The sequence below is a fragment of the Gillisella vitis genome (assembly GCF_021559775.1).
Classification (GTDB): Bacteria; Pseudomonadota; Alphaproteobacteria; order Rhizobiales; family Rhizobiaceae; genus Allorhizobium; species Allorhizobium ampelinum.
The window spans coordinates 930,941-956,813 of sequence record NZ_CP056047.1; the positions used below are offsets into that span (position 1 = coordinate 930,941).

Here is a 25,873-nt window from a genome sequence, read left to right on the forward strand (position 1 = left end):
AAATGATTCGTTCAGTTGTTCGCGGTGTTGGCTCGGCTTTGCCCAAGCGGCTATTGAGTAACCGCGAAATGGAGACGCTTGTCGACACGTCGGACGACTGGATCGTTCAACGCACCGGCATCAAGCAGCGCTATATTGCCGGCGAGGGGGAGACCACCGCTTCGCTTGGCGCTGAGGCTGCCTTGAAGGCGCTTGAGGCAGCTGGCCTCGCGCCCGCCGATATCGACATGATCATCTGCGCCACATCGACGCCCGACAATACCTTTCCGTCGGCTGCTGTGAATATCCAGAACCGGCTTGGCATGACCCATGGGTTTGCCTTTGACGTTCAGGCCGTCTGCACCGGGTTCGTCTATGCGATGACGACGGCGGATGCTTATATTCGTGGCGGACTGGCAAAGCGGGTGCTGGTCATCGGTGCAGAGACCTTTTCGCGTATTCTCGACTGGCAGGACCGTACCACCTGTGTGCTGTTCGGCGACGGCGCGGGCGCGCTGGTGTTGGAAGCGGTCGAAGGGCAGGGAACCATTGCCGATCGCGGTGTGTTGACGGCGCATCTGCGCTCGGACGGTTCGCACAAGGACAAGCTTTATGTGGATGGCGGGCCATCCACGACAGGCACCGTCGGCCATTTGCGCATGGAAGGCCGTGAAGTCTTCAAACATGCCGTCGGCATGATCGCCGATGTGATCGAACAATCATTTGCGGCGTCGGGCCTAACCGCAGAGGATGTCGATTGGCTGGTGCCGCATCAGGCCAATCGCCGCATTATCGACGGTGCGGCTAAAAAACTGGATATTCCCCTGGAAAAAGTTGTGATCACCGTCGATCAGCACGGCAATACATCTGCCGCCTCGATTCCACTGGCGATTTCGGTTGCGGTCGCCGATGGCCGGATCAAGCAAGGCGACCTGGTGCTGTTGGAAGCCATGGGCGGCGGATTTACCTGGGGCGCGCTGCTGCTACGCTGGTAGTTGCCGCAAAAACAAGTTGTTAACGGCGCTTGACCGATTGCGTTCATATCAATAGTCTCTGAGTATAACGATCAGAACTGATGATGGACGGGGTGCTATGGCTGGCAAAACGGTAACACGCGCGGATTTGGCTGAGTCGGTCTTCCGCAAGGTTGGTCTCTCCCGGACAGAATCCGCCGAGCTTGTCGAAACTGTTATCGATGAGATTTGCAATGCCATCGTGCGTGGCGAAATGGTCAAGCTTTCCTCTTTCGCCACCTTTCAGGTGCGCGCCAAGAATGAGCGGATCGGCCGCAACCCGAAGACCGGCGAAGAAGTGCCGATTTCGCCCCGCAAGGTGATGACGTTCAAAGCCTCCAACGTGTTGAAACAGCGTATCCTGCGCTCGCATCTGGCCCGCAAAGCCAAGCAGAAACCGGCCAATCCGGCTGCTTAACAGCCTTGCGGCCAAGGCAGCGTTTCCCGCAAGGTTATTCGCTTGATTGTGTCGGTCTTTATTGTTTGCGAGCGACGTTTTCGAGTGGCCATCTGGATGGATGGCTTGATGACTAGTCTTCAACTCACTAGCCGAAAGACAAGATGATACAGCCTCCATTTCTGATGAGAGATATGCTGTCGTTGAGAGTGACATGATGGAGCCCGTCTTGGATAAGAGCCCTGATGCCTTCCGTACGATCAGCGAAGTGGCGGACGATCTTGATTTGCCTCAGCATGTGCTGCGATTCTGGGAAACCCGGTTTCCGCAGATCAAGCCACTGAAACGCGGCGGCGGACGGCGCTACTACCGTCCTGACGATATCGAATTGCTGAAGGGCATTCGTCATCTGCTCTATGATCATGGCTATACGATCAAAGGCGTGCAGAAGCTTCTGAAAACCAATGGCAATAAATTCGTCATGGCTGTCGCTTCCGGCGATCTGGCGACGATGGAAGCCCTGGTTGCTGCTGGCCAATCCAGCAATGACGATCCCAAACTCGGCAGCGACGACGATCAGGTCGTCGGTCATGCAAAATCTCGTACCAGCAGCCGATTCTTTAACTTCGGCGGTGGCGACGATAGTGCTCTCGACATTTCCGCCGGTCGCGGTTCCGTCGGCAAAGAAGATCGGGCGCTGCTTCAGGAAACCCTGTTTGATCTGTTGGAATGCAAGCGGCTATTGGATCAGGTCCGCTAGAGCATCGTACAGAAAATCGGAACCAGAACGATGCTCTAAGTTTTTGTTTGCGCATCGGATTTATCCGAAAACCGGTTCCCACTTTTCGGTCCGATGCGCTAAAACACCACTCTCACGCCGCCTGAGTTTGCTCAGGCGCAATCGCCACATTGGCGCGATGCGCGGCAAGGATCAGTGCGCGCCGCGCATAGGTGGCGGAACGCCGTCCTTCCAGGGCGGCCGCGCAGGCCGACAGGGCCTTGCGAAAATATTCGCAGGAAAAATCCGGCCATTGATCGGCGAGCAGCCAGGCTGCTTCACGAATTGATCTGACCATGTGGGTGGTTCCGGCAATGACCAAGGCGACCGGCCGCTGAAAGTCTCTGTCTAATGTCATGTCATGTTCTCCGCGGCTCATAACGCCACGGTTAACCATTGGTTCCGCAGAAAAAATCCGATGTGAATAATAAATTTTGGCCGTATATCGCGGGCTGTGGAATCGACGGCAAAGACGTGTTTGGCGTGTGTTTCGGCAATAAGAAAAGAATGGCAAAAAGGAATATTTTCTTAAATTTTGGAACAAATCGGGATGGCGCGCGTTATGCTTGGTGAAGAATAGCGTCATGCGGTGCGCCTCCTTCCGATCAGTGTGCTGGGCAACACGAAGTCATAGCAAAACCCGCCGATCGGACTAGGAATGACGTTTATGAAATCAGCTGCGGCTGGAGCGCTTCTGCTTGCGTTTTGTGGCACGCCAGCGCTTGCCGCCTGCAATATTTCCGATGCAAGGCTTGAAGAAGCCATTCTGGAAAAGCCTGAATTTCGGGATCCTCAAAACCGCTATCTCGTGCATGACCTGCGTAAATTGCGCGATGCGGCCTTTCTTCTCTGGAATTACGGGCTGGAAAAAGATTGCGAGCGGTTGCTGGGCAATATTCGGGAATTGATCGCATCCCCTTTCATGGCGCGGTTGGGTACGAATGACGAAGACGCGACCGACCAGCAATTGGCCGCCGGCGAGCCGCAATGGCATAGGCTGGGCCAGGTCAAGGGAAGCCGTGGCGCTGCCAATGAGGGCGCTCTGATCAGCATCAACGATCTTGATCCTGGCCTGCTGGTCAATGAAATTGTCGGTGCCGAGGTTCGGACTGCCGATGACAAGATCGTTGGCGAAGTTCGCAATGTGGTCATCGGCACCAAGGACCGGCAGGACTATGCAATCGTTGCGGCTGGCGGGTTCTTTGTCCCGGGCAAGGATAGCCTCGTTGTTCCGCTTCGCTACCTGCTTGTCGATCGGGAACGGAAGAGCTTCTTTTTGCGGATTTCGAATGCGCAGGTAAAGGCTGTCCCCTTGATGCCGGACCAGGATTATCAATGGTTGACCGACGAGACATGGCGCAAGACAAACGATGCGATTTTCGAGAGTTTGATTGCAGGCCCCGGGCCTGATCAACCCACGAAAACCTCGAGAGACAGTGCCACCAAATAAGCGGTTAGCCAGAGCATGCTCTGACGGACGGGGACAAGCCGCCAGTTGCCATGCCTGACGTTTCAATCGTCCAACACGAACATTCATTAAAAACGATGTCTGCTACTCCACTGATCTCTATCCCAAGCCATTGATGCTTTGGTATGTTTGGACCGTGGTATAGCTCACCTATTTCACGCGCGGCATAGCCGCACCTGGAAACAGCCTATCTCATCTTAGAAAAGCGACACCCCTTGACCAACCTTCTGCTCAACGAAATCCTGCCTCAGGACATTATCGATACCTCCCGTGACGCAGTGCTGATTCTGAGCCAGGATCTGACTGTCCTTGCGGCCAATCAAGCCTTTTACGCCAACTTTCATATCGCTTCGGAGCAGACGCTGGGGCGGCAACTCTACGATCTGAAGGGCGGCCATTGGAATATTCCAGGGCTTCGATTGCTTTTGGAGCAGATCGTTCCGCAGGACACGGTCGTCAGTGCTCATGAAGTTGATGTGGTTTTCCCGGATCTGGGTCATAGGATCATGATGGTCAATGTTCGGCGGGTTCAACGCGCGAGTGATGCCGCAAATCTTTTTTTGATGTCAATTGACGACGTCACGCAAGTGCGCCTTGCCAGCGCGGAGGCCGAGCGCAGTTGGATCCTTGCGCAGAATATTGTCGATACGGTCCGCGATCCACTGCTGGTACTGGAGCACGACATGAGCATTGTGTTTGCCAGCCGTTCTTTCCTGAAACTTTTCGGCGTTCAATCCACGGAGGTTGTCGGCCAGCAGTTGAAAACGCTGGGGGACGGCCAGTGGAATGTGGCTGCGCTCAACGATCTTCTGGAACGCGTTCTGCCACGCGACGAGCATGTCGATGGCTTGCTGCTGGAGGACGACTTTCCCGGCCTGGGCCGGCGTGTGTTCAAGATCAATGCCAGGAAAATATTTCGGCCCGGCAATCATGTCACTCGGATGCTCGTCGTGTTCGAGGACGCAACGGAGGCCGTGCTGCTCGACAGGCACAGGGATATATTGGCAGCGGAACTGGCCCATCGTATCAAGAACAGCCTGCAAATCATCTCCTCTTTTGTGTCCCATGAGATTCGCCGCGCCGCAGAGCCTTGTGCCGAAGGATATAAGGCAATGCAGGCGCGGATCAGGGCCGTTGCCGAACTGTATGACGTCATTGCTCAATCCAGCGCGTTTGGTCCTGTTAATATGGAAACCTATCTGAGAGGCATCAACAACACGATCCGCAAGAGCCTTCTAAGCCCGAATTCGAACATCACGATCAGCACGAAGACCGAGCCGTTAAGCATTCTCCCCGATCATGCCGTATCGATCGGCTTGATCGTCAATGAACTTGCCACCAATGCCGTGAAATATGCCTTTCCATCGGGGCAGGGCGAGGTTGTTCTCGGCTTTCAGCGCCGGGAGGGGGAGGTCGCGCTGACCGTTAGCGATAACGGGATCGGCCTCAGTGGCAAATCGGAGGGATCAGGACTTGGCACCCAATTCGTCAAAGCTTTCGTCAAGCAACTCGGCGGTTCCCTGGCCAGCGCGACAAGCTCCAGTGGCACGACGTATACCGTCAGGCTTCCACCGTCGATCTTGGCGGAATGAGCTTTGAGGTGTGTTTTGCCCGTTTTTGATCTGTTCGGGCAAAACTCGGCTTGCACCCAAAAGTCAAAAACTCTAGGTGAACCTTGCTCTTCGGAGCGGGTCGGGGCGTAGCGCTGCCCGGTAGCGCACTTGGCTGGTGCGCAGGTTGGTTTCAAAGATCACCCGGCTGCGCCAACCACGTTCACCCTTTTAGGCCCAACCGTATGTGGCAACGATCCGGTGAAAGTCCTTCTGGAAATCAGCGAAGGTGGTGCCGTTTTGCATGGCGCTGGCAATGGCGGTCTGAAAATCAGACAGCATGGTGAGATCGGTGGCACCTGCAATAACAAAGGCGCGGTCGTGGGTGCCGCGCAAAGCATCTGTCCACGCCTTGGTCGGCTTGCTCCGTTTTTGGGTAAAGAAGTCAACCTGCTCCTTGAACGGCTGGTTGAACACGTCAGCGTCGGCAAAACGGGCGTCATCGTCCTCGCCATCAAGAAACGCCGCTTCACGGCCCTGAAGTGCTGCCAATTCCAAGCCATAGCCCAGCAGTTTGCCAAGTGCGTCAGGGGTCCACTTCGCGCCAAGGGTGAGAATGGCGCGGGCGGCGTCTGGATAATCGGGCGCGGACTCAAAGGTGCTGCGCATAGTGTTGAGGCGGCGCGTCGAAAGGCTGGCGGCTAAATCTTCGAGCTGATCCGTCAGATCACTGACCGGATCGGCGTCATCGGCAAAGCTTGCCGTTAGCTGCCGTTTTTTTTGAGCCGAGCGGCCCAAACAGGCTGGAGAATGCAGGAGAGATCACCGGCTATGACCTCGTCATGCAGTCAATTTTGAAGCGAGTACATTAAATCAATGGGAGGGGATGGCGTTTGTTTTCTTTAGCGACGTATCACTTGCTTCGTAATCTTTAACAGTCGCCTTGGCGGTGCGATTTGTAAGCTTGTTCTTAGGGCATGCAGATAGTGTTGCTGACGGATGATGTTTTGTTGCGCCGTGCAAACCGTTTTAAACCCAATATCCGAGGAGCGCTTTTATGAATGCAATTCAGGACAAGGCTGCGTTTTTGCTGCCCGACATATCGACTGGTGATGATCGCTGGTCAAAATTGATGGCATTGGCTGATATGATGCAGATCGACGAGTTGACCGGTGCGCTGACAATAACCAATGGCAAGTCATCACTTACACTGCGTAAGGACGGCCGCATCTCTGTCAAAGGCGTATCGATCACCCAGCAGGCAGAGCGGTCTATTGCTCTCGACGCGGCCGTTATCGATCTAAATTGACGATCTGTTCATGTGGCAGGTTGAAAACAAGACACCGTTTGCTGTGCTCGGCTATTTCGCACGAGATCGGGCTGGTCTGGAGCATTGGTCTGTCGCAGTCCGTGCGCGGTTTCATATTCTTCCGAGCCAGTTGAACACCTTGATGGAAGATCAAGGTGAAATCCGAATTAAACCGGACTATGCTGACAGTGAGGGACTGGAGTTGCAGGCAGACGGGGATTTCTGCCCTTTCAGGCCAAAGACTGATGTGCTTTTGACCGGTGAAGCGCGTGCCCGTGCGGGCTACGAGGTTAATAAGGTCGAAGTAGGCTTCGATCTGGCTGGACGTGGCAAACGCGCAATGGTTTTTGGCAAAAGACAGTTGCGCCAGAAGGTCGGAAAACTGGATCTGGAAGGGTATGAGGCGTTTAAAGCATGCGCCTTGAACTGGAAGCATAGCCTTGGTGGCCCGGACTTTCTCGATCCTGGTGGAGAAGCCAATAAGGATAATCCGATTGGTATGGGATGGACATCGAAATGGCCAAACATTCCGAACGGGACTGAAGTTTTCTTGCCGTTGATCGAGAACCCGGAAGCCTTCGTTGATGCACGGCCCTTGCCTGCGCCTATTGGCTTTGGTGCCATCCAACCCTCATGGCAACCGCGGGCATCTCATGCCGGAACCTATGACGATGACTGGCGTAAATATGAAGCTCCCTTGCTGCCATCAGACTTTTCCGAGCAATTTTACCAAGTGGCGCCGGCTGATCAGATATTCGATCTTAGGGGGGGAGAGTCAGGCCGCATCTTTGGCATGCACGAAGAAGGCGACTACGGCTTTCGTCTGCCTCAAGTCATTATGGATTGTGGTACCTGGATCAGAGGTCATAAAGTCGAAACAAGACCAAAATTGATTTCTGTGCTTTTGAATGGTTCCGACAAAACGCTGGAAATGGTGTGGAACACCAGCGTGCCATGTCCGACGGGCGACATGTCGGTTTCGCATTGCCGCGTCCATATCAAGCAGATGGCTGGGGTGGAGCGATGAGCGCTGTTGCCCAGGTTTACGGCGTTGGGATTAATTGTCCGTTGGGCAAAAGTCTTGCGGATGCGTCCAAGGCCTATGCTGCAAATGAGCATAATTTTGTGAAGTCTGAAAAAGGCCCCGTGGGTGCGGATGGCGCATCCGTCACGCTTTCCTGTGTGATGCCTTTTGAAGACGTCCGGAATTTCGAACGGAGGCTGCAACGGCTTTTCGCAGGTGCCGTGGACGATATGATTGCAACGCTCACCATTACATCCGGCCCTGTTGCGATACGGATTGTTGTGCCGCGCTGGCTAGCCAGGCATAAAATCGGGCAAAGCTTGATGTCCTGGATCGGCGACACTTGGCCCACTCTGTTTACGGACGTGGTTCTGCTTGCCGATGGCGATACATTGGCAGCCTATGAACTGGTCAAGGGATTGCGGCAGGTTGCGGAGGGAGAGGTTCCCGCCATGGCCATTGCTGCGCTTGACAGCTATATGGATGCAGAACTCCTCGACATACTCGCGATAAACGATCGTATTTATAAGCGTGGTACGCCGCATGGCCTTGTCCCCGGTGAGGCGGCGGTTATTGTGATGATCGGTTCAAACGCGGCATTCCCGGATGCCTCACCTGTTGGCACGGTAAGATCGGCCTTCAATGGCTTTGAGACCGAAAATCTCTCGGCGCCACAAGGTATCATTGGTCGGGGTCTGGCAAAGCCGCTGCGTCAGGCTTTTGAAGCCTTTCAGCCGGATCGGTTTCTGGTCGATCTGAATGGCGAACGGTGGCGCTCGGAAGACCTTGGATTTGCGCTTTCGGGAGCGCTCATTCCTGACAGGTTGCTCTCGGACTTAGAAACACCTCTCTCGAATACCGGTGACTGCGGTGCCGCCAACGGCTTGGTGATGACAGCATTTGCTTTGTGCTCGCCTGCGGACACGATCGACACCGATGTTTTCGCAGGCGATGATCAGGAACGACGGCCCAGCCTTCTATCGATCCTATCGACTTCGCATTTTGAAGGCCCCCGCTGTGTCATCGCGCTCGAGCGCTATGGAAAGGAGAACTGAGCCCATGCAGGAAACTGTCTCGATCAACGGCTTGACACTCTGCCATAAACATTCCGATGGCTGGGTTCGCTCGACACTGCCGGATCTCTGCATAAGCCAGGATAAACCGGTGCCTTACACCAACACCGCCTATGCCCGTGATCTCGCCAAAGGCACGACCACGGTATTCTCTCATGGCGGTGCCATGAATGGCATCACGGGTTCCGAATTCTACCGCTCCTTCGGCGATGAACCTTGAAACTGCACACTTGAGCTAAAAACGCTGCATCTCTGCTCCTTCGAATAACAGGAAGCCAGGCCGATGATCTGAAAAAATGCCCGACCCCGTACGCCCAGGATCTACCATTGGTGTTCCAACAGGCTGCATGACGGTGCCGAGCTCCACCATGCAGCCGATTGCAGTGGTCGCGCTGCTCTAAGTTTTTGTTTACGCATCGGATTTATCCGAAAACCGGTTCCCACTTTTCGGTCCGATGCTCTTAGGATGCGTGCGGAGCCCAGCAGGTCTGCGGTCTTACCACCGCATAAAGCCGCGCTGGGGCGTCAGCGTGTGGATAACGGCGGCGGGGGAGGTGGCGTGGCTGCACCCGTCCCTAGCGAACGTTGCACCATGACGCTGTCCGCCCAGCGGCCATAGCGATAGGCTACGGCCGGCAACAGGCCGACGCGCACGAAGTTGAAACGATCGTGCAGGGCAAGCGAAGCCGCATTGTCGGCGTCGATGTAGCCGATGATCTGCCGGAATCCCGCTGCAGCACAGGCGTCGATCAGACCGCGCAGCAACTGGCTTCCGACCCGCTTGCCGATATGGTCGTGATGCACATAGATCGAGTGTTTGACCGTATAGCGATAGGCCGGTCGCTTGCGAAACAGAACCACATAGGCGTAGCCCACGACCGTGCCGTCAATGGTTGCGACAATATGGGGAAAGCGTTTGCTCTTGAGGTTCTTGCGCCGCTCCCGCAGGTCGTCCGGCTCGGGGGTGTCGCTGTCGTCCACGCCCTCATCGAGGCCGCGGCGGATATGCCGTCGATAAATCGCTAGCATCGCTTCCACGTCTGCGTCGCGCGACGGCCGGATGACGATCCGGTTGTCCTGCTCCATCATTTGTTCCGACATGGCCAGACTACTCCGCAACGACGTAGGTATAGAGCCGCACGCGCCCGGCGGCATCCGTTTCGCGATAGACGCCCTGGATTTCCACTTCGAACCCGGGGAAGGTGTTGAAGCAGGATTCGAACATCTTGAGATAGTCGATCATCGGCTGCGCCAGATCGGTGAGCCGCTCACCCGGAACGATGGTGGCGATGCCCGGCGGATAGACCACGAAGGGGGTTGTCGCGATGCGTCCAGTAATCTCGTCGATCGGCAGGTAATCGACGTCGTTGCGCACCAGGCTGCGTGCCGCGTCATGCGGAGACATCGCCATTGGTGGTAGGTGCGCAGCAGAAAACTGCTTTGCCTGCAACGCGCTGACGTTGGCATCCCGAAAGAAGCGGTGCAGATCGCCGCAGAGATCGCGCAGGCGCACGCCGGCATAGCGGCCTGGGCGCCGACGGTAGAATTCCGGGATCACTTCTTCCAGTAACGCATTGTCGTCATGCAGCTTCTTGAAGGCCACGAGGCCGCTTATCAGGGTGCCGGCCTTGCTTGCCTCGACCCCAGGCGTCAGCAGGAAGAGCAAGGAGTTGAGGTCGTTCTTCTCGGCAACAATGCGGTTTTCGCGAAGATATTGCGCTACGATCGGGGCAGGAATGCCATGTTCGGCATAGAGACCAGTCTTGCGGTCGAAGCCCGGCGTCAGCACCGTCAACTTGTTGGGGTCCGTCATGGCGAACCCCTGTTCCATGCCGCTAAAACCATGCCAGGATGCATCGGGGGTGAGGTGCCAGAAAGCCGGGTTTGTCGCCAGCTGGTCGGTGGCAATGCTCTCCCATGGCACGTCGTGCGAGGCGCCGGGGCTTGCAACATCAGGGATCAAGACGCGATCCGGCACGAAAGGCTCGAAGAACCAACGGCGCTCTGCACGCGGCTCCTTGTCCTCGAATTCCCTGCGCACGGCGCGCATCTTCTTCCTGAGTTCGATCCCGAGGCGGATCGTATCGTCCCACAGCACCTCGCCGGAACGACCCTTCATCATCTGCGCGCCGACATCGAGCGAGGCGAACAGGGGATAGAAGGGCGAAGTGGAGGCATGCTGCATGAAGCTCTCATTGAAGCGCCGGTGCTCCACACGCCGCTTTTGCCCGGCAATATGGCGATCCTTCATGTGGATCTGCGACGCCTGCGAAAAGCTGGCGAGCTGCTTGTGCGTGGATTGGGTGGCAATGATGCCGGGGGAATCCGGGCCAAGATTGGCGAGCCCCATGGCGAACCGCCCCGCATAGAGCGGGTGAAACTTCATGAACCCGGCCCAGGCCTCGTCGAATAGGATGTAGTCACAGAGATGACCGATCGATTTCAGGATCATCTCGGCATTGTGGATCGTGCCGTCATAGGTGCACTGCTCGACGACGGCAACACGGAATGGCCGCGGTTTCTGCCAGGCGTCAGGATCCTTCACCAGGGGATTGGCGCGAATGCGCGCGCGCAGCGCGGTCTCGTCCAGCGACGCGTAGTCGATCGGGCCGATGAGACCATGCGCGTTGCGCGTGGTCGGGAGGTAGATGGGAATGCCACCCGATATCATCAGGGCCCCATGGTGCGCGGCCTTGTGATTGTTGCGGTCGAACAGCACGAGGTCGCCATCTGTGACAAGGGCGGAAAGCGCGACCTTGTTGGAGGTAGATGTTCCGTTCAACACGAAATAGGTCTTCTCGGCGCCGAAGATCTTCGCCGCTTCCTTCTGTGCCGCAAGCGCCGGTCCCTCATGAGTCAGGAGGTCGCCGAGGTCGAGTACGGAATTGTCGAGGTCGTCGCGGAAGACCGCTTCGCCAAGGTGCTCCATGAACACGCGGCCGATCGGGCTACGGCTGTAGAACACGCCGCCATTGTGCCCGGGGCAAGTCCAGAGATGATTACCTTCCTCTGCGTAATCCACGAGCGCGCCGAAGAACGGCGTTTTCAGCGTTTCGGCATATTGCTTCAGACGGCTGATGAGGTTCTTCGCGATGAAAGCGGGCGTTTCCTCCGACAGGAAAACGTAACCATCGATGAAGTCGAGCACCTCGACCGGCACGTCCTCGAAACGCTTTCCACGGATCAGGAGGATGATGGGGAAATCCAGCCCGCGGCGGCGCATCAAGTTTATGAGGTGAGAGGTCTTGCCTTCAAGCCCCTTTTTTCCCCAATCGACCATCATACAGCCGATCGCGGCGTCGGTCTGAACCACGATCTCTGCGTCGTCCAGATTGCGGGCACGCACCACTTCAAAACCGGAACGCTCGATTTCCTGGATGATCTGTTTGTAACGAACGCCCTCCAAATCCTCGCTGTCGAACGAGGGTGTTGCGAACAAGAAGTTGAAGCGTCTGAAATAATCCATGCCAGCATCCAAAGTTGATCGAGCGAAAGCTGTCGCCTTATTTTATGACGGGGCTGTGACAACGGCGATGCGCTACCACTGGCGTTCGTTCAAAAGGTCAATGGAGAGCAAAGCCTGAACACGGGAATGCTGAACACGGGAATGCATGAATAGTCTGCCGAGAGGGCTACTGGATCTCACGAAGACCGGAGACTGATCAGGCCGTCGCGGCAGGGAAGGGAGGACTCTGTCGCGATCGGCATGCAGTTGCACGTTAGGCGTTCTTAACTTAACGACCCAAAATGCTCCATTATGATTGAACTGCCGGTCCCACCGTGTTTGAACGGCGGCAACCGGCGACGAAGTGATGGCGGCAGAAATGACAGAACAGTTTGACATGTTTTCGGGAGAGGTTTCGCGCGATCGGCTGGTTGTTCGTGCCAAATCAAGACCCGTGAAGCCTGAGCAACCGGTCGCTTCCATGAGTGAAGAGGAGATGGTTCGCCATTTGTCGGAGACGGGCCGCTACCGCATCCTCACAAAACTCGTGCCGCGCGCAATCGAGCGGTTCCCTCGTCCGGAATTCCCCCTCAAGGGCATCCTTCTTGACACCGAGACCACGGGCTTGAATTGGCGCAAGGATGAGATCATCGAGATCGGGCTGATCGCGTTCACTTTCGATTCCAATGGAAACATCGGTGACGTGACCGAGGTCTATGGCGGGCTTCAGCAGCCAAGCATGTCTATTCCCGCTGACATCACGAGGCTCACCGGCATCACCGATGAGATGGTCGCCGGTCAATCGATCGACATGGCCGCCGTCCAGGCCCTGATCGAACCCGCGGATTTGGTGATCGCCCACAATGCCGGTTTCGACCGGCCATTCTGCGAGATGTTGTCTAAGATGTTTGCGGGCAAGGCCTGGGCCTGCTCGAATGCCGAGATCGATTGGTCGTCACGGGGATATGAAGGCACCAAGCTTGGCTATCTCATCGGGCAGGCGGGATTCTTCCACGATGGGCACCGGGCGGTCGACGATTGTTTCGCGCTCCTGGAGGTTTTCGCAAGGGACAATGATGGAACGGCCTCCACCGCTTTTGCTGAACTCTATCAAGCAAGCCAGCGATCGCGTGTCCGGATCCTTGCCGAGAATAGCCCCTTTGACATGAAGGACCACCTGAAGGCGCGAGGTTATCGCTGGTCTGACGGAAGCGACGGCCGTCCGAAATCCTGGTGGGTCGAAGTCGATGAACAGGCGCTAGACGAGGAACTCTCATACCTGCGAACCGAAATCTACCGGTATCCGGATGCCGACCCCCCGATCAAGCGCCTGACTGCCTTCGACCGTTTTAGGGCTTGATGCCATCGCTTTGATCACTTTCCGAGAAGACCAATGCTTTGAGTGCATGGCTGACCTCAGACCTTGTGTCTTATCGACGGGCGGGCAAGGGCCTATATTCCAATTATCGAAACGACGTTGGAACCAAGGCAAGGTTGCTGGCGTCAAGAGACCTCACGAAAGGGGATCATCATGAACGTAGCACGCTCTTTCAACAATTGGCGCAAGTATCGACAGACCGTTACCGAACTGGGTCGCATGAGTACACGTGAGCTGCAGGATCTGGGCATCAATCGCGCTGACATCAACAACGTTGCCCGCCAGTCGGTTGCTCGCTAAGCGGCTTTTTCTCAAGCGATCGAATTGATACTACGCCCGCTGATGACGCGGGCGTTTTTGTATGTGGCCCACCACGGAGCCTCAGCTCGATACTTCTGATGCCGCAAAAGGGCCTTGCGCTTCTCGCATAGCTGCACTGCAGCAATGTCTGTTTCGTGTGCGGCGGAAACTGGTATCTTAATTTTCATCGAAGCGATGCACCTCCTCCCGCAGAGCTTCGAATTCAGACGGCCCACTCCTCCTCCCAGGGCACGTCTGTCGGAACAGCGGCACTCCTCCTCCCAGCCGTTGTTCGGTTCTTTTCGGAAAGCCTGCCGCACCTCCTCCCGCGGCAGGCTTTTTCGTTTTCAGGGCCGTCGCATCAGAGTTCGAGCGCGAGCTGCGGTGTCTGCTCGCTTTCTTCGGTGTTCAGCGATGACAGGGTGATCCCAAGCAGCCGCACCGGATGTTTGAATGGGAATACTGAGGCGAGCAGGGGCTCCGCTATCCCCATGATCATGTCGATGTCCGATACGTATCCTGCCACGGTCTTGCTACGTGTCGCTTGGCTGAAATCCGAATATTTGATTTTGACGGTGATGGTCTTTCCCTTGATGTCGTGCGCCTCGCAATAGCGCCAGACTTTTTCGATCAAAGGCCGCAATTCGGCTTTGGCCAAATCGAGATCATCGATGTCCTCAACAAATGTGTCTTCAGCACCGACAGATTTTCGGATGCGATCTGCTCTTACCTGCCGTTCGTCGATGCCCCGCGCGATGCCATAGAAGTAGGACCCCGACTTGCCGAAATGCGTCTGAAGAAACTGAAGCGACTTCGATTTCAGATCGAGCCCGGTTTCGATCCCATGGCGTTTCATGCGCTCGGCCGTGGCGGGTCCCACGCCATGGAATTTCTTGACAGGGAGGGCCTCGACAAACCCTGGCCCGTTTTTTGGCGTGATGACAGCCTGGCCATTCGGCTTGTTCAGGTCGCTTGCCATCTTTGCCAGAAACTTGTTGTAGGAAATGCCAGCTGAGGCGTTGAGCCCGGTGGCTGCCTTGATCTTTGCCCGGATTTCCAGCGCGATCTCGGTGGCGATCTCCATGCCCTTCAGATTTTCTGTGACATCGAGATAGGCCTCGTCCAATGACAGTGGCTCGATGAGCGGCGTGTATTCGGCGAAGATCTCGCGGATCTGGTGAGAGACCTGCCGGTAGACGTCAAAGCGAGGTGGCACGAAGATCAAATCCGGGCACTTGCGCTTGGCGGTCACGGACGGCATCGCCGAGTGGACGCCAAAGGCGCGTGCCTCATAACTTGCAGCCGCCACCACGCCACGGGCCGCGGACCCGCCAACGGCGACGGGCTTACCGCGCAGCTGCGGATTGTCGCGCTGTTCAACAGACGCATAAAAGGCGTCCATATCGACATGGATGATCTTGCGCCCAGAGACGCCGGTCGAACGATCTGGGCTCATGGCCGTCTCAGGCCCATCCGAACTCGTCATGGCGTGATCCCTCAGATGGGTTTTATCTCGCATGAATAAAACTGCCTGACATCCCGACTGCCGCATAAAAGTATTTGGAACAAATAATGAACATAGCATCGGCAAAGAGAGCTGCAAAGCCCTGAAAGGAGAAGGTTATTCGCCGGACCGCGACAGATGCTTGTCGAAACGGGCGAACAGATTGTCGATTGCACTGGCCCTCACCAGGCTTTCGCGAAACAGCCAGATCGTCTTGGCATCCGGAACCTTGTCGCAAAGGCCGTGCCCCAGGAAGCGCATGAAGGAAAGCCGATCCTGGATGACGAACTCTGCCTGATCGTCGGAGAGATTGTAGAGTGCCTGCAGCACAAGGATCTTGAACATCAGAACCGCTGAAAACGGCGGACGTCCACCCTTCGATCCGTTTGATCGCGTTCAGCTTCTCCAGCGGGTCACCAACGGCACTCAGCCGCTCGTAACGTTCGTCCAGATCAAAGAACCCCGGCTGTCCCCGCATCATCCACTCCAGGCAAATCACACACGCCGGATTGAATCACGAAAACAGGCCAAAGGGGAGGCTTTTAGCGGTGTCCGATTGGCAAGCAGATCATTCGTAGAACGCTGGAGAGTGACGTAAGGAGGCCCATTGCTCGGCATCATGTCCGTAGACGACACATGCCGTGCATTCGCGTTCCGCGATGTCGGAGATCTTCTGCGTGCTTCGTCGAATGGCCGGTTCATCATCCATATCGGTGATAAACATTTGCCGCGTTGCAGCGTCAGCCATTGAGTGGTGCATAACGGCGTCAGCGGCAAGCAGCACGGTTCCTGTCTGCGGAAGACGAACCATCACAGACTGATGGCCGGGAACATGTCCGCTGGTTTTCAGCAATTCCACATCCGGCACCAGTTCGATGTCCCCTTCGATGAGACGATAGTGAAGCGACGGATGATCCCATGCAGCCCGGTTGGCCGCAAACCGGGGATGCCCGCCTTTCGCCAGCTCGTAGTGTTGTCTCTGGACGACGCATTCGGCGCTGGTGAACAGATCGTGGTTGCCGGAATGGTCATCATCGAGATGGGTGCATATGAGGTAGTCGATGTCAGATGGCTGAAGTCCGATGGCCGCAAGGCGAGCAACCACCGTATCCTCAGGCCTTATTTCGACGACAAGCCCCGGCGGGTTTAGCGGATCTTCGACGAAGGATCGTGGCCAGCCTGTGTCAATCAGGATGTTGATGCCATCTGGTGTCTGGATGAGGTAGCCCGGAACGGGCACATCGCCGGGCTGCATGAGGCCCAGGTGGAGCAGATAAAGGCGCATGGTTTGTTTTGATCTCCCTTCGACACAATCCGACCATTCACAGAGAATGGCTGGCTGTCTTGAAAGAATGGGACAGGCGGCGTCACAAATAATAGGCGATCCCGGGTACGGCGCCCTGCGCATCGAACTGATCGGCCAATGGTGCGCGCGCCGCACGGGCATAAGCACCCGGCGCTACGCCCAATCGCCGCTGCCAGCTTCTGATCTGATGGGCCTGGTCGCTGAACCCCTGCATTGGCTCGCCTCGACCAGACTGAACGCCCTTTAGGCTGGAATGCAATCGCTCCAGATCTGCGAGTTCCTTTGGCCCCACGCCGAGATGTCGGTGAAAAAGACGGTGCAGTTGACGGCGATTAATCTGGGCAGCCTCCGCGGCCGTTTCGACGGTCCCGCCACGGCACAGGATTGAATGTGCCATGGCGATCTGCCTATCTTCCGAAACAGGTCGCGTGCAGCTCATCCTGGAAAGTAGCCACTGATCCAAGAAAGCCGCGATACGTCGAGGTTCCTGCTCCACGCCAACACCATCTTTCAGAGATTGGGCGGAAGCATCACCGGTAAGCGCAGCAAGATCAAGAAGCATGTTGGCACTGCATGATCCGGTATGGGGAAGCAGCCGAACAAGTCCCGGAATCGTCAGCATCACCATGACGAAATAGGTGTCTAAACATGAATGCCATGCCCGGCTTCGAGACTGTAAGCCAAGAAAGGACACGCTCGGCACCAGTTCGCCATCCTCCGTCGCATTGGGACGGCCCATATTGACAGATAGTACCGCCAGAGGGATGGGGCTAGTTCGGATTAGACGTCCTGCATGTTCTCCTGACAGATCTTCAACGAACCAATAGGCTTTAACAAGCGTAGCGAGATCGCGAGCAGGAGGAATAATTAGGAACATGAAGCCTCCTTCCTTCTGGTTGCTTATCTCAGTCATCAAATGCGCTGACCGGGCTTTCGCAAAAGTCCCACTGCCTGCGCAGCGATTTTGCCGAAATCTATCCGAGTGTCGAGATCGAATCGGCCATAGGGAGTAACATGAACGTTGATCAGCGGTATGAGATCTTAGAACTCAATAAGGTGAGATATCGGGTCGGCTTTCGCGGCCTCGTGTCGAGCGTATGTGCTCTCGCATTCCTGGTTCATGGTGCATTTTCTCCATTATCAGGCGGGTAAGGACGTAAATGTTCGTATCGTTGTTCTGATTACGTTCCGTTTTATTTTGGAGTCAAGAAGGCTGGATTGCCTCGTTGAGGCGTGCACAAAAGAAGAACATCCGTGGGACTTTCGTGGGACTTTTTGTCCCGCTGCTTGCATTTGATGTCTTTTTGTTCTGATTTTTATTATTTCAGCCGCATTTTTCGCTTGCGCGCCAAAGGCAGAAAATCTATAGGCATCTTGCTCTTAGGAGCGGGTCGGGGCGTAGCGCAGCCCGGTAGCGCACTTGACTGGGGGTCAAGGGGTCGCAGGTTCAAATCCTGCCGTCCCGACCATTTATTTCAATCACTCCCCCAATTTTGGGTGATTGCCTCTCTTCAAGCCATATGCCTATTTTCAGCGTTACAGCGCCTTGCACTCAGGTTTGCTGAAGCCCTTTTATTTTGGGGAGAGGCGGCGGCTTTGTGCTCGCGTATTCCATTCAGGGCGTAAGCTAATCTCAAGAGTTTTATGTTTATAATGTATAATGCTTTTTTTGCGGTGCACATAATAGGCAGATTTTTTCTGTAACCATCTATATTCTAAGGGCTATTCTCAGATTTTCTGGGCTTTGAAGAGACTGAACAGGCTGCAAAAGCGCCAAATGGTGCTGCACTGGTATCGATAAAGTCCGGTCTCTGCCTTATATTGGGTGCAGTGCAGCAATATGCCTTGTCGTTGGTCCTCATAACCTTCGAGATTAGCATGAGACGATATTCACCATGAGTTTCTGAGGGCCAGAAGTATTGGCGGCTTGTGAAGCAGACGAGAGAATGCAGCCGTCAGGAAGGCAGATGTGATGCGATTGAATGTTCCAAAATCGGTGGCCGCCATGGTTCGCCGCCAAAAAAAATTACAAAAGGCATTTGTGGATCTGGTTGAGAGCGCCACGCCGCGCGAAAAGGTCGCGCCGAAACCGAGAAAGCCCGCCCAGCCGCGCCTTGTTGAAAACACTAGCTTCGGCAGCAATCCCGGACATTTGCGGATGATGACCTATGTGCCACCCGGCTTGCCGCCGAGCGCGCCGCTGGTGGTCGTGCTGCACGGTTGTGGGCAGACGGCCAAGGATTTCGATGATGGCAGCGGCTGGAGCCGTCTGGCGCGTCAGCATGGTTTCGCGTTGCTTTACCCCGAACAGCGCAGCTCCAACAATCCGAATGGGTGTTTCAATTGGTTTCGCCCGAGTGCTGTTGCCCGTGATCGCGGCGAGACTGGCTCGATCCGCCAGATGATTGACACCATGGTCGAGGCTCATGGCCTCAGCACCGACAATGTTTTCATCATGGGCCTGTCGGCCGGTGGGGCGCTGGCTGCTGCGGCTCTTGCCGCCTATCCCGATATCTTCAAGGCGGGTGCGGTGGTTGCCGGGTTGCCGGTTGGTGGTGCGCGCGATGCAATGAATGCCTTGAACATCATGCATAACGGTGTGGCCAAAGCCCCGGATGAATGGGCGCAACTGGTCTATCAGGCCGCGCCTGAAGGTCGGGACTGGCCAAGGATTTCGATCTGGCAGGGTAGGGATGACAATGTCGTCCATCAGAAGAACGCAGATGCGCTGGTCATCCAATGGCTTGCCGTGCATGGCTTGCTGGACGGCAAGGCAAAACCTGTGGCCTATGGCCGGAGCGACGGCTATGTCTGGCATGACGCAGACGGTGCGATCAAGGTGGAATATGCCGTAATGGATGGCCTGGGGCATGGTCTGCCGATCAAGGCGGGTGAGGGGCAGGCAATGCCCTATATGCTACCTGGCGACCTGCATTTGCCATCCCTGCTGGTGGAAAGCTGGGGTCTTGACGTGACAGAAGGCAAACGCAAGGTCGCGTGATTTGCCTGCACTTGAAATGATACCGCGGCTACAAAGTCTTACAGCTCCATGCGAGCTAACGCATGGAGCTGTAAGAAAAACTCTAGTGTTTGCCTTAGGAAAAGTGGGTTGCGATTTTCCTAAAAAGACAAACGGAAACAAGAGAAGTCAGAACCTGTCTGGTTCTACCTGAACGTGACGGGCTCCAAGCGGCTGGGGATTATTTCTGTTCGACGGCGACGCCGTCTTTGCCAATGCTGAGTTCAACGCCCTTGGGCTTGGTTTCCTCGTGATAGGCATAGGCCCCGAGGCCAACCACGATGACGACCAATGCGCCGATGATCAAATAAAGACCGTTTGTGCGGTTCATGCTGTCCCTCTTCTGTCCGTGCGCCAACTGTTTCGGCTGAACGCGCTCAAAACGCGACAGAAGGGAAAATGTTCCACTGGCGTGGAAAAATTCTCAATCGGCGGGATTAGACGACGATGCGCTTGGCAAGCAGCAGGGTGCGCTGCTCTTCGTCTGCCACGTGCTTGGCCCGAGCTTCTGAGGTTAACAGCGAGCTTGGCGTAGCCTCGGTTGGCGCGGTCTGGGGGAGAAGGTTTCGGTAGATCGCCAATGTTTCGGCCACCATTTTTTCAAGCCGATAATTGTTACGGCGGCTCAAGGCGCCAGCCGTAAACTGTGCCCGCGTCAGGGGATCGCGAAAAGCGGCCATGGCGTCTGCAAGCGGCTTGATCTCATCGCTATTGGGAACGGCAAAGCCGTTGACACCATTTTCCAGCACGACGCTCGTTCCGCCCACGGATGTCAAAACGAGGGGAAGGCCACCGGCTGCGGCTTCCAGCATCGCATAGGACATGGCCTCGTAACGGCTCGGAGCAACCAGGATGTCAAAGGCCTGGATGGCGTCATGCCCACTTATATCGCTGCGGATCTGGGCCTTGCCGTCAAGGCCAAGAGTTTGGATCATGGCGCGCAGTTCCGCTTCCCGCTCGCCGCTGCCGATCATCACCAGCCGGGCCTGGGGCATCAGGTCTGCAATGCTGGCAAAAGCGCGGATCAGCCGCTCCGGGGCTTTCTGGGCCACGAGCCTGCCGATGAAACCGAAAACCATGTGCTCATGCGTAATGCCGAAGCGTGTGCGTGTTTCCGAACGCGCGTCGCCGGGCGGATATTTGACGCCATTGGCGACAATGCGGAGGGTTCGGGCTGGAATGCCCAGCGCCACGGCATGATGATATTCGTCTGGCGAAACGCAAATCACTCTGTCGCTGAAAAATCGTCCAAGCAGCCGTTCTACGCCGCCATAGACCAGGCGGCCTTTGGAGCCGAGCGTGGGGTCCATGGTGCGGAAGGCATGTGGCGTGTAAAGCACCGGTGGATTGCGCCCGGGTAGGGTTGCCAGCCGGGTCAGCGCACCTGCCTTGGAACTGTGGCCATGCACAATGTCAAACGGGCCTTTGTCGCGGATCAGCCGCCGCAGCGCCCGATAGGAGGCGAGATCCCAGGGGCCGACCGCACGATGCATGTCCAGCGCGATGATCTCGTGCAGCGGCAGCGCCAGCAATTCGGCAACGAACCGGCTCTCTGCTCTCAACGGAGAATAGACAGCGGTCACCGTCTGGCCGCAGGCAGCGAGGCCTGCACAAAGATCGATGAAATGACGGCCGGAGCCACCGCCGCTCGGTTCCAGCACCTGCAAGATTCGCAGACGCTGCCCACCGGCAATTTCCTGGCCATCCGTCACGTTTTCCTCCACCAAACGCTCCCCCCGATGTTCATCTGTGTCTTTGCCAATTGATTTCCAGTGCTCTGCATCCCCAAAGGATTCCGAACAGCAGGTACACATGTCGCCAGTGATCGATATCGATGACATTGCCGATCAGGGCGTGGCCGATCAGCACGATCCAGGCAATCATCAGATAGGGTTGCCAAGGGCGGTCATAGAGCAGACATTTGAAGCCGAAGCAAATGCTCCAGATCAGCATGGTGATAAAACAGACAAAGCCGAGCCACCCATAGGATGTCAGGGTTTTCAGCCAGATATTGTGCTCATCCTCTGGAAAGATCTTGCTGAACACCATGGGGCCGATCCCGAGTGGCTTTTCCATCGACATCAGAAAGCCGATTTTGTGACGCTCGAAGCGACCGAGATGGCCGCCATCATAGTCCTGCACAAGCTGGGTGCGGCTGGAAAACAGGTCGCGCACCTGCTGGAATTGCAGAGCGACGGTCAGCGCCACAACGAGAGCGATGGCAGCCGTCAGCGCCAGCAGCACAATCTTCAGGCGGAAGGCACTGCTGCGCTCCTTGATCAGCAGGATCAGCACCATGGCAATGGCGCTAAACAGGAAAAGCGCCCAGGCCGCTCGTGAAAACGACAGGAACACCCCAAGTGCGAGGATCAGCAGGCAAAGGATCTTCCACGGTGCGTCCAGCAGCCTGCCAGTCAAAAGCCCATGGATGAGATAGAGCGATGGAGCGATCAGAAACGGCCCAAACACATTGGGGTCCTGAAAAGCCCCCATGGCCCGGTCATAGCGCGTAAACATCTCGGCGCCGGGGAAAGCGTGGAAATAGCCTAGGATGCCCAGAAGGGACGTGGCGACTGCGGCAAGAACCCAGGCATTGAAAATCAACCGCAGCCGTTCATGCCGCTCCTCGACGATGGCCGCATAAAACACTGAGGTCACGGCCAGGAAGGTCGAGACGGCGACATAGAGGGGGCCTTGATCGAGGTCCGTCATTGTCGTCAGCGAAATCATGCCGCCGACATTGAAGGTCAGCATCAGCGCCAGAAGCGGTGCGACGCTGCGGGAAACCTTCAGACCCAGCAGGAACCACAGGGGAATCTGCGCCGCCATGAACAATTCGTAAGGGGCTGGCTCCATGAACACGAAGCCGAGCAGAAAGACGCCAAAACCGACCAGCGCCGATCCCGTCAGGGTTATGGCCGCAAAGCCTGGCCGGAAAGGCGGGCTGCTATGGTGGCTGACCGCGCTCAATAAGCATTTTCCGTGTTGAACAGGCTTATCGGCGTCATCAACAGGATTTTCAGGTCAAACAGCAGCGACCAGTTTTCGATATAATAGAGGTCATGGGCGGTTCTGCCCTTGATCTTGTCGTCGGTATCGATCTCGCCACGCCAGCCCTTGATCTGCGCCCAACCGGTGACACCGGGCTTGACCCGGTGACGGGCGAAATAGCTCTCGACGATTTCGCTGTAATGGCGGTTGCGGGTTTGCGCCATGACCGCATGCGGGCGCGGCCCGACCAGCGAAAGATCGCCACGCAATACATTGAACAGTTGCGGCAATTCATCCATCGAGGATTTGCGCAGCCAGCGGCCGACGGGCGTGACGCGCGGGTCGTTCTTGGTGACGGCCAGTTTGGCGGTCGGGTCGCTCATTTCCGTATACATCGAGCGGAATTTCAGGACTTTGATGACCTCATTGTTGAAGCCATGGCGCTTCTGCACGAAGAGCACCGGCCCTTTCGACGTGGATTTGATGGCGATGGCGGCGAGTGCCATGACCGGCCAGAAGACGGCGAGTGCCGCCAGACTGAAAATGATGTCGAAGGCACGTTTGGCAACCTGGTCCCAGTCACGGATCGGCTTGTCGACCAGATCCAGCATCGGCAGATCGCCGACATGGGAATAGGCGCGGGGCCTGAATCTCAGGCTGTTGGAATGGGCCGCCAGCCGAATATCCACCGGCAGGACCCAAAGTAGTTTCAGCAATTCCAGAATACGTGCTTCTGCGCTGATCGGCAGGGCGATGATCAGCATGTCGATCCGTGTTTCGCGCGCAAAAGCCACCAGCTCGGCAACGGTGCCGAGCTTGGGATAGCCCGCGACGATGTTAGGGGACCGGTCGCCTTGACGATCATCAAAAATACCGCAGATACGGATATCGTTATCCTGCTGGCTTTCCAGCGTGCGGATCAACTGTTTGGCAGGCTCCCCTCCGCCGACCACCACGGCGCGTCGCTCGATGATGCCGTTGCGGGTCCAGCTGCGAATGGCCAATGCCATGCCATAGCGTTCCAGCAGGAGAAACAGGGCAGAGGTTGCCGCCCAGGTCGCCAGCCAGCTGGCGCTAAACAGCTGGGCATTCCAGGCGAAGTGGATGCCGACCATCAAGGCGACAACCAAACACCAGCTGGTCAGGGCCCGCTTCACCGAGCGGAACGGACGGCGGAGTGTGTATATCTGGTAGCCATCGGCAAATTGCGTGAACAGGATAAAAACCACCGCACCAAGGGCGCCAAAGGCACCAATGTGCAGGAGAGTGTCAATCGGTCCGTCCATCGTCAACCAGCCGGAAATCAGGCTGGTGGCGATCAGCCAGGAAAATTCCAGCAGACCGAACTGCCCGAGCATGATGCTTGGCGAGCGATTGGCACGGCGTAATTGCTCCGCCACCCGGCTGGCGAGTGGCGACAATTCGACCGTTGGAGACGATGAAGAGCCGCTTGCGCGGGTCTGTTCAGCCTCTTCCTTCAGTTTTTGACGGAGCTTTGCTACATCCAAAGTCTCTAGCGTCCTCATCGCGGCAATTCATTTTGCAACGTTGGATTACCGCAAATGTGCTAAAAAACCTTTAGCTTTGGCAGGACCCGTCCCACGATGATGCAGGTCACTGTTGGTGTCAAACCGAATGATCACGGTAGAGCGCCAGCATTTGCGCGGCCATGGCAGAGGCTGAAAATCGCGCATGGAAGAGCGTTGGGTCCGGCATGACAACCTGTTTCCAGTCCGGCTGGGTCAGGGCCTGCACCATGGTCGCGGCCAGTTCCTCGACATTGTCGGGCGCAACAAGTGCGGCGCTGGTTTTGCCGAGCGCCTCCGGAATGCCGCCGACGGCGCTGGCAATCACCGATTTTCCGGCGGCGATCGCCTCCAGTACGATATAGGGCATGGATTCGGCCCTGGAGGGGACGACGACAATATTGCTGAAGGTAAAGGCCTCCGAGACCCGCATGGCAGGCAGCAATTGCATGCGAAGCCCAAGGCCGCGCTGGTGAATCTGCTGCTCGTATCTGTCACGGTCCGGGCCGTCGCCGATGACTGCGGCGGTCAGCGGGCGACCCAGCAGCCGTTCAGCCTCCAGCACGGCGTTGATGAAGACGTCAGGGCCTTTCAGATCCCGCAACATGCCGATGAAGACGAAATCCACGGCTGCGTCACGGATTGGCACAGGTCGAAACTCGCTTTCGCTGATCCCGTTCAAAATCAATCGGGAGTCGCAACTCGGCTTTCCCACCTTTTGCCCGTAGGACCATTGCTCGAAGCCGCAGACAAAGGCGATGGCTTCGGTCTGGCGTTCCAGCAGCTTTTCCAGTGCAAAGATCAGTCTGCCAACTGGCCTGTTGCGGCGATAATGCAGGCTACCGCCATGCGGTGAATAGAGGCGGACAACCTTTGATCCCTGCATGCGAAGGGCCGTGCCAATGATGCGGGCGAGCGCGCCGCCTTTGGCGCCGTGACCATGCAGTATATCGGGTTTCAGGCTCTTTATATGCCGGTAGCAGGAGCGCACCGCGCTGATGTCGTCAAATCCGATAGCACGCCGGATCGGCTGGCGAATAAGGCCGAGTTTCAGGCGGGGCTGCAATTCCGCAAACAGGGCGTCCTCATGGGCGCCACCCGTGCTGCTGTCGCAGATGATGCCGACGGAATGGCCAAGCGCGTCATGATGCTCGACCAGATCGCGCACATGCCGGAAAATGCCGCCAATTGGCGAGCGGAAACAATGAATGATCCGCAGCCCATTTTCATCCGGCATCAGAACAGCCGTTCGCGCACATAAACCGTGTCACCGGCGATGATCGGGTCGGTGATCGGCACTCGGCCCGTGGCGATGGTGCCGTTCACCTTGCGGGTGACATCCACGTCGCGCTCGTTGGCGCGGCTGGTGAACCCGCCAGCTACCGCGATGGCATTCTGCACCGTCATGCCCGGTACATAGGAATATTGCCCCGGTTGGCCGACTTCGCCCATGACGAAGATCGAGCGGTAGCGGTCGATCTCGATGCTGACGTCGGGATCGCGCAGATAGCCCTTGCGCAGCCGCTGGGCAATGGTGCCTTCCAACTGCGGCATGGTGGTGCCGCGCGCCGCGACCTGACCGATCAGCGGAAAGGCGATATAGCCGGCCTGATCGACGGTGTAGGTATTGCTCAAATTGGCCTGGTCGAACACGGTAATGCGCAACCGGTCGCCGCTATCCAGCCGGTAGGGCTGGATCGTCGCTTCCTGGAAGACTTTCGAAGCCGGCTTATAGGTGGCGCAGCTGGAAAGCACCGCCAGCAGGGTGACGGCAACAGCCAGCAAGATCTGTTTGGCGGTGACCATGCGCACG

The 25,873-nt window shown here is 56.7% G+C and carries 25 protein-coding genes, 1 tRNA gene and 1 pseudogene; 13 read left to right on the forward strand and 14 right to left on the reverse strand.

From position 1 onward, the window contains the following. The first annotated feature begins 2 nt into the window (after positions 1-2). The 3 genes from AVCG78_RS04250 to AVCG78_RS04260 all read left to right on the forward strand — a co-directional run bounded on the left by AVCG78_RS04250 (position 3) and on the right by AVCG78_RS04260 (position 2,149). Entirely contained in the window at positions 3-974 is a 972-nt protein-coding gene (locus AVCG78_RS04250) for a beta-ketoacyl-ACP synthase III (RefSeq protein WP_015915591.1), read from the forward strand. A gap of 97 nt (positions 975-1,071) precedes the next feature. Further along, positions 1,072-1,410 (forward strand): integration host factor subunit alpha, encoded by a 339-nt coding sequence (locus AVCG78_RS04255; RefSeq protein WP_015915592.1) that lies wholly within the window; start codon positions 1,072-1,074, stop codon positions 1,408-1,410. Between the two features lie 193 nt (positions 1,411-1,603). Continuing rightward, complete coding sequence (locus AVCG78_RS04260; RefSeq protein WP_015915593.1) at positions 1,604-2,149, forward strand: MerR family transcriptional regulator; 546 nt, start codon at positions 1,604-1,606, stop codon at positions 2,147-2,149. A gap of 112 nt (positions 2,150-2,261) precedes the next feature. On the opposite strand, the gene AVCG78_RS04265 is transcribed toward AVCG78_RS04260, so the two are convergent. Next, a complete protein-coding gene (locus AVCG78_RS04265) occupies positions 2,262-2,753 on the reverse strand; it encodes a DUF982 domain-containing protein (RefSeq protein ID WP_234665078.1) in 492 nt (163 codons plus the stop codon). Positions 2,754-2,825: 72 nt separating this feature from the next. On the opposite strand from AVCG78_RS04265, the gene AVCG78_RS04270 reads away from it, so the two are divergent. Both AVCG78_RS04270 and AVCG78_RS04275 read left to right on the forward strand, forming a co-directional pair. Next, the gene (locus AVCG78_RS04270) at positions 2,826-3,617 is read left to right on the forward strand and encodes a PRC-barrel domain-containing protein (protein WP_071204642.1); all 792 of its coding nucleotides are present in this window, start codon (positions 2,826-2,828) and stop codon (positions 3,615-3,617) included. 233 nt (positions 3,618-3,850) lie between these two features. Then, complete coding sequence (locus AVCG78_RS04275; RefSeq protein ID WP_234665077.1) at positions 3,851-5,227, forward strand: sensor histidine kinase; 1,377 nt, start codon at positions 3,851-3,853, stop codon at positions 5,225-5,227. 189 nt (positions 5,228-5,416) lie between these two features. Here the strand turns inward: AVCG78_RS04275 and AVCG78_RS04280 are convergent, their stop codons facing one another. Beyond that, the gene (locus AVCG78_RS04280) at positions 5,417-5,983 is read right to left on the reverse strand and encodes a phage head morphogenesis protein (RefSeq protein ID WP_071204641.1); all 567 of its coding nucleotides are present in this window, start codon (positions 5,981-5,983) and stop codon (positions 5,417-5,419) included. A gap of 259 nt (positions 5,984-6,242) precedes the next feature. On the opposite strand from AVCG78_RS04280, the gene AVCG78_RS04285 reads away from it, so the two are divergent. Genes AVCG78_RS04285 through AVCG78_RS04300 form a run of 4 tightly spaced genes read left to right on the forward strand, consistent with a single transcriptional unit; the run spans position 6,243 to position 8,811 of the window. Continuing rightward, a complete protein-coding gene (locus AVCG78_RS04285; protein ID WP_156601505.1) occupies positions 6,243-6,494 on the forward strand; it encodes a hypothetical protein in 252 nt (83 codons plus the stop codon). A gap of 10 nt (positions 6,495-6,504) precedes the next feature. Continuing rightward, a complete protein-coding gene (locus AVCG78_RS04290) occupies positions 6,505-7,521 on the forward strand; it encodes a DUF2169 family type VI secretion system accessory protein (RefSeq protein ID WP_071204639.1) in 1,017 nt (338 codons plus the stop codon). Continuing rightward, a complete protein-coding gene (locus AVCG78_RS04295) occupies positions 7,518-8,573 on the forward strand; it encodes a hypothetical protein (RefSeq protein WP_071204638.1) in 1,056 nt (351 codons plus the stop codon). Before AVCG78_RS04290 ends, AVCG78_RS04295 begins: the two co-directional genes overlap by 4 nt. A 4-nt stretch (positions 8,574-8,577) precedes the next feature. Continuing rightward, on the forward strand, positions 8,578-8,811 hold the full coding sequence (locus tag AVCG78_RS04300; RefSeq protein ID WP_071204637.1) for a PAAR-like domain-containing protein: 234 nt from the start codon (positions 8,578-8,580) through the stop codon (positions 8,809-8,811). A 305-nt stretch (positions 8,812-9,116) separates the two neighbouring features. Here AVCG78_RS04300 and AVCG78_RS04305 read toward each other — a convergent pair whose 3' ends face one another. Further along, entirely contained in the window at positions 9,117-9,677 is a 561-nt protein-coding gene (locus AVCG78_RS04305) for a GNAT family N-acetyltransferase (protein ID WP_071204767.1), read from the reverse strand. Positions 9,678-9,699: 22 nt separating this feature from the next. Further along, complete coding sequence (locus tag AVCG78_RS04310) at positions 9,700-12,057, reverse strand: Orn/Lys/Arg family decarboxylase (RefSeq protein WP_071204636.1); 2,358 nt, start codon at positions 12,055-12,057, stop codon at positions 9,700-9,702. 460 nt (positions 12,058-12,517) lie between these two features. Here AVCG78_RS04310 and AVCG78_RS04315 point away from each other — a divergent pair, with 460 nt between their 5' ends. Both AVCG78_RS04315 and AVCG78_RS04320 read left to right on the forward strand, forming a co-directional pair. Further along, positions 12,518-13,396, forward strand: a complete 879-nt coding sequence (locus AVCG78_RS04315; protein WP_409065491.1) for a 3'-5' exonuclease — start codon at positions 12,518-12,520, stop codon at positions 13,394-13,396. Positions 13,397-13,567: 171 nt separating this feature from the next. After that, positions 13,568-13,714, forward strand: a complete 147-nt coding sequence (locus AVCG78_RS04320) for a DUF1127 domain-containing protein (protein ID WP_071204635.1) — start codon at positions 13,568-13,570, stop codon at positions 13,712-13,714. 361 nt (positions 13,715-14,075) lie between these two features. Here AVCG78_RS04320 and dinB read toward each other — a convergent pair whose 3' ends face one another. The 4 genes and pseudogenes from dinB to AVCG78_RS04340 form a co-directional block, all read right to left on the reverse strand. After that, positions 14,076-15,170, reverse strand: coding sequence for a DNA polymerase IV (dinB, locus tag AVCG78_RS04325; protein WP_071204634.1), 1,095 nt, complete (start codon positions 15,168-15,170; stop codon positions 14,076-14,078). A gap of 171 nt (positions 15,171-15,341) precedes the next feature. Beyond that, positions 15,342-15,696: pseudogene (locus AVCG78_RS04330) on the reverse strand (transposase); the annotation flags it as partial. 90 nt (positions 15,697-15,786) lie between these two features. Further along, positions 15,787-16,503, reverse strand: a complete 717-nt coding sequence (locus AVCG78_RS04335; RefSeq protein WP_071585294.1) for an N-acyl homoserine lactonase family protein — start codon at positions 16,501-16,503, stop codon at positions 15,787-15,789. Between the two features lie 82 nt (positions 16,504-16,585). Next, positions 16,586-17,437, reverse strand: a complete 852-nt coding sequence (locus AVCG78_RS04340; protein ID WP_197434932.1) for an AraC family transcriptional regulator — start codon at positions 17,435-17,437, stop codon at positions 16,586-16,588. A gap of 479 nt (positions 17,438-17,916) precedes the next feature. Between AVCG78_RS04340 and AVCG78_RS04345 the strand changes: the two genes are divergently transcribed. Continuing rightward, positions 17,917-17,993: transfer RNA gene (locus tag AVCG78_RS04345), tRNA-Pro, on the forward strand. Positions 17,994-18,496: 503 nt separating this feature from the next. After that, entirely contained in the window at positions 18,497-19,525 is a 1,029-nt protein-coding gene (locus tag AVCG78_RS04350) for an extracellular catalytic domain type 1 short-chain-length polyhydroxyalkanoate depolymerase (RefSeq protein ID WP_071204631.1), read from the forward strand. 199 nt (positions 19,526-19,724) lie between these two features. Here the strand turns inward: AVCG78_RS04350 and AVCG78_RS04355 are convergent, their stop codons facing one another. The 6 genes from AVCG78_RS04355 to AVCG78_RS04380 form a co-directional block, all read right to left on the reverse strand. Beyond that, positions 19,725-19,874, reverse strand: a complete 150-nt coding sequence (locus AVCG78_RS04355; RefSeq protein WP_015915610.1) for a hypothetical protein — start codon at positions 19,872-19,874, stop codon at positions 19,725-19,727. A 106-nt stretch (positions 19,875-19,980) separates the two neighbouring features. Beyond that, positions 19,981-21,255: a glycosyltransferase gene (locus AVCG78_RS04360; RefSeq protein ID WP_071204764.1), complete on the reverse strand. Its 1,275-nt coding sequence runs from the start codon at positions 21,253-21,255 to the stop codon at positions 19,981-19,983. 31 nt (positions 21,256-21,286) lie between these two features. Further along, positions 21,287-22,513: an O-antigen ligase family protein gene (locus tag AVCG78_RS04365; protein WP_071204630.1), complete on the reverse strand. Its 1,227-nt coding sequence runs from the start codon at positions 22,511-22,513 to the stop codon at positions 21,287-21,289. After that, positions 22,510-24,060 carry an undecaprenyl-phosphate glucose phosphotransferase gene (locus tag AVCG78_RS04370; RefSeq protein WP_071204629.1) on the reverse strand — a complete coding sequence of 517 codons (1,551 nt, stop codon included), beginning with the start codon at positions 24,058-24,060 and terminating at the stop codon, positions 22,510-22,512. Before AVCG78_RS04370 ends, AVCG78_RS04365 begins: the two co-directional genes overlap by 4 nt. Before the next feature lie 100 nt (positions 24,061-24,160). Further along, positions 24,161-25,297, reverse strand: a complete 1,137-nt coding sequence (locus AVCG78_RS04375) for a glycosyltransferase family 4 protein (RefSeq protein WP_015915614.1) — start codon at positions 25,295-25,297, stop codon at positions 24,161-24,163. After that, the gene (locus tag AVCG78_RS04380; RefSeq protein WP_015915615.1) at positions 25,297-25,866 is read right to left on the reverse strand and encodes a polysaccharide biosynthesis/export family protein; all 570 of its coding nucleotides are present in this window, start codon (positions 25,864-25,866) and stop codon (positions 25,297-25,299) included. The genes AVCG78_RS04375 and AVCG78_RS04380 overlap by 1 nt, the downstream gene beginning before the upstream one ends. Between the last annotated feature and the right edge of the window lie 7 nt (positions 25,867-25,873).

Coding starts and splice junctions, on each gene's coding strand:
- AVCG78_RS04290 (WP_071204639.1), top strand. CDS start 6,505: ATGTGGCAGGTTGAAAACAAGACACCGTTTGCTGTGCTCGGCTATTTC.
- AVCG78_RS04295 (WP_071204638.1), top strand. CDS start 7,518: ATGAGCGCTGTTGCCCAGGTTTACGGCGTTGGGATTAATTGTCCGTTG.
- dinB (WP_071204634.1), bottom strand. CDS start 15,170: ATGAGCCCAGATCGTTCGACCGGCGTCTCTGGGCGCAAGATCATCCAT.
- AVCG78_RS04265 (WP_234665078.1), bottom strand. CDS start 2,753: ATGACGCTATTCTTCACCAAGCATAACGCGCGCCATCCCGATTTGTTC.
- AVCG78_RS04350 (WP_071204631.1), top strand. CDS start 18,497: ATGCGATTGAATGTTCCAAAATCGGTGGCCGCCATGGTTCGCCGCCAA.
- AVCG78_RS04310 (WP_071204636.1), bottom strand. CDS start 12,057: ATGGATTATTTCAGACGCTTCAACTTCTTGTTCGCAACACCCTCGTTC.
- AVCG78_RS04250 (WP_015915591.1), top strand. CDS start 3: ATGATTCGTTCAGTTGTTCGCGGTGTTGGCTCGGCTTTGCCCAAGCGG.
- AVCG78_RS04305 (WP_071204767.1), bottom strand. CDS start 9,677: ATGGAGCAGGACAACCGGATCGTCATCCGGCCGTCGCGCGACGCAGAC.
- AVCG78_RS04335 (WP_071585294.1), bottom strand. CDS start 16,503: ATGCGCCTTTATCTGCTCCACCTGGGCCTCATGCAGCCCGGCGATGTG.
- AVCG78_RS04320 (WP_071204635.1), top strand. CDS start 13,568: ATGAACGTAGCACGCTCTTTCAACAATTGGCGCAAGTATCGACAGACC.
- AVCG78_RS04260 (WP_015915593.1), top strand. CDS start 1,604: ATGATGGAGCCCGTCTTGGATAAGAGCCCTGATGCCTTCCGTACGATC.
- AVCG78_RS04255 (WP_015915592.1), top strand. CDS start 1,072: ATGGCTGGCAAAACGGTAACACGCGCGGATTTGGCTGAGTCGGTCTTC.
- AVCG78_RS04300 (WP_071204637.1), top strand. CDS start 8,578: ATGCAGGAAACTGTCTCGATCAACGGCTTGACACTCTGCCATAAACAT.
- AVCG78_RS04370 (WP_071204629.1), bottom strand. CDS start 24,060: ATGAGGACGCTAGAGACTTTGGATGTAGCAAAGCTCCGTCAAAAACTG.
- AVCG78_RS04340 (WP_197434932.1), bottom strand. CDS start 17,437: ATGACTGAGATAAGCAACCAGAAGGAAGGAGGCTTCATGTTCCTAATT.
- AVCG78_RS04315 (WP_409065491.1), top strand. CDS start 12,518: ATGAGTGAAGAGGAGATGGTTCGCCATTTGTCGGAGACGGGCCGCTAC.
- AVCG78_RS04270 (WP_071204642.1), top strand. CDS start 2,826: ATGACGTTTATGAAATCAGCTGCGGCTGGAGCGCTTCTGCTTGCGTTT.
- AVCG78_RS04285 (WP_156601505.1), top strand. CDS start 6,243: ATGAATGCAATTCAGGACAAGGCTGCGTTTTTGCTGCCCGACATATCG.
- AVCG78_RS04380 (WP_015915615.1), bottom strand. CDS start 25,866: ATGGTCACCGCCAAACAGATCTTGCTGGCTGTTGCCGTCACCCTGCTG.
- AVCG78_RS04355 (WP_015915610.1), bottom strand. CDS start 19,874: ATGAACCGCACAAACGGTCTTTATTTGATCATCGGCGCATTGGTCGTC.
- AVCG78_RS04375 (WP_015915614.1), bottom strand. CDS start 25,297: ATGCCGGATGAAAATGGGCTGCGGATCATTCATTGTTTCCGCTCGCCA.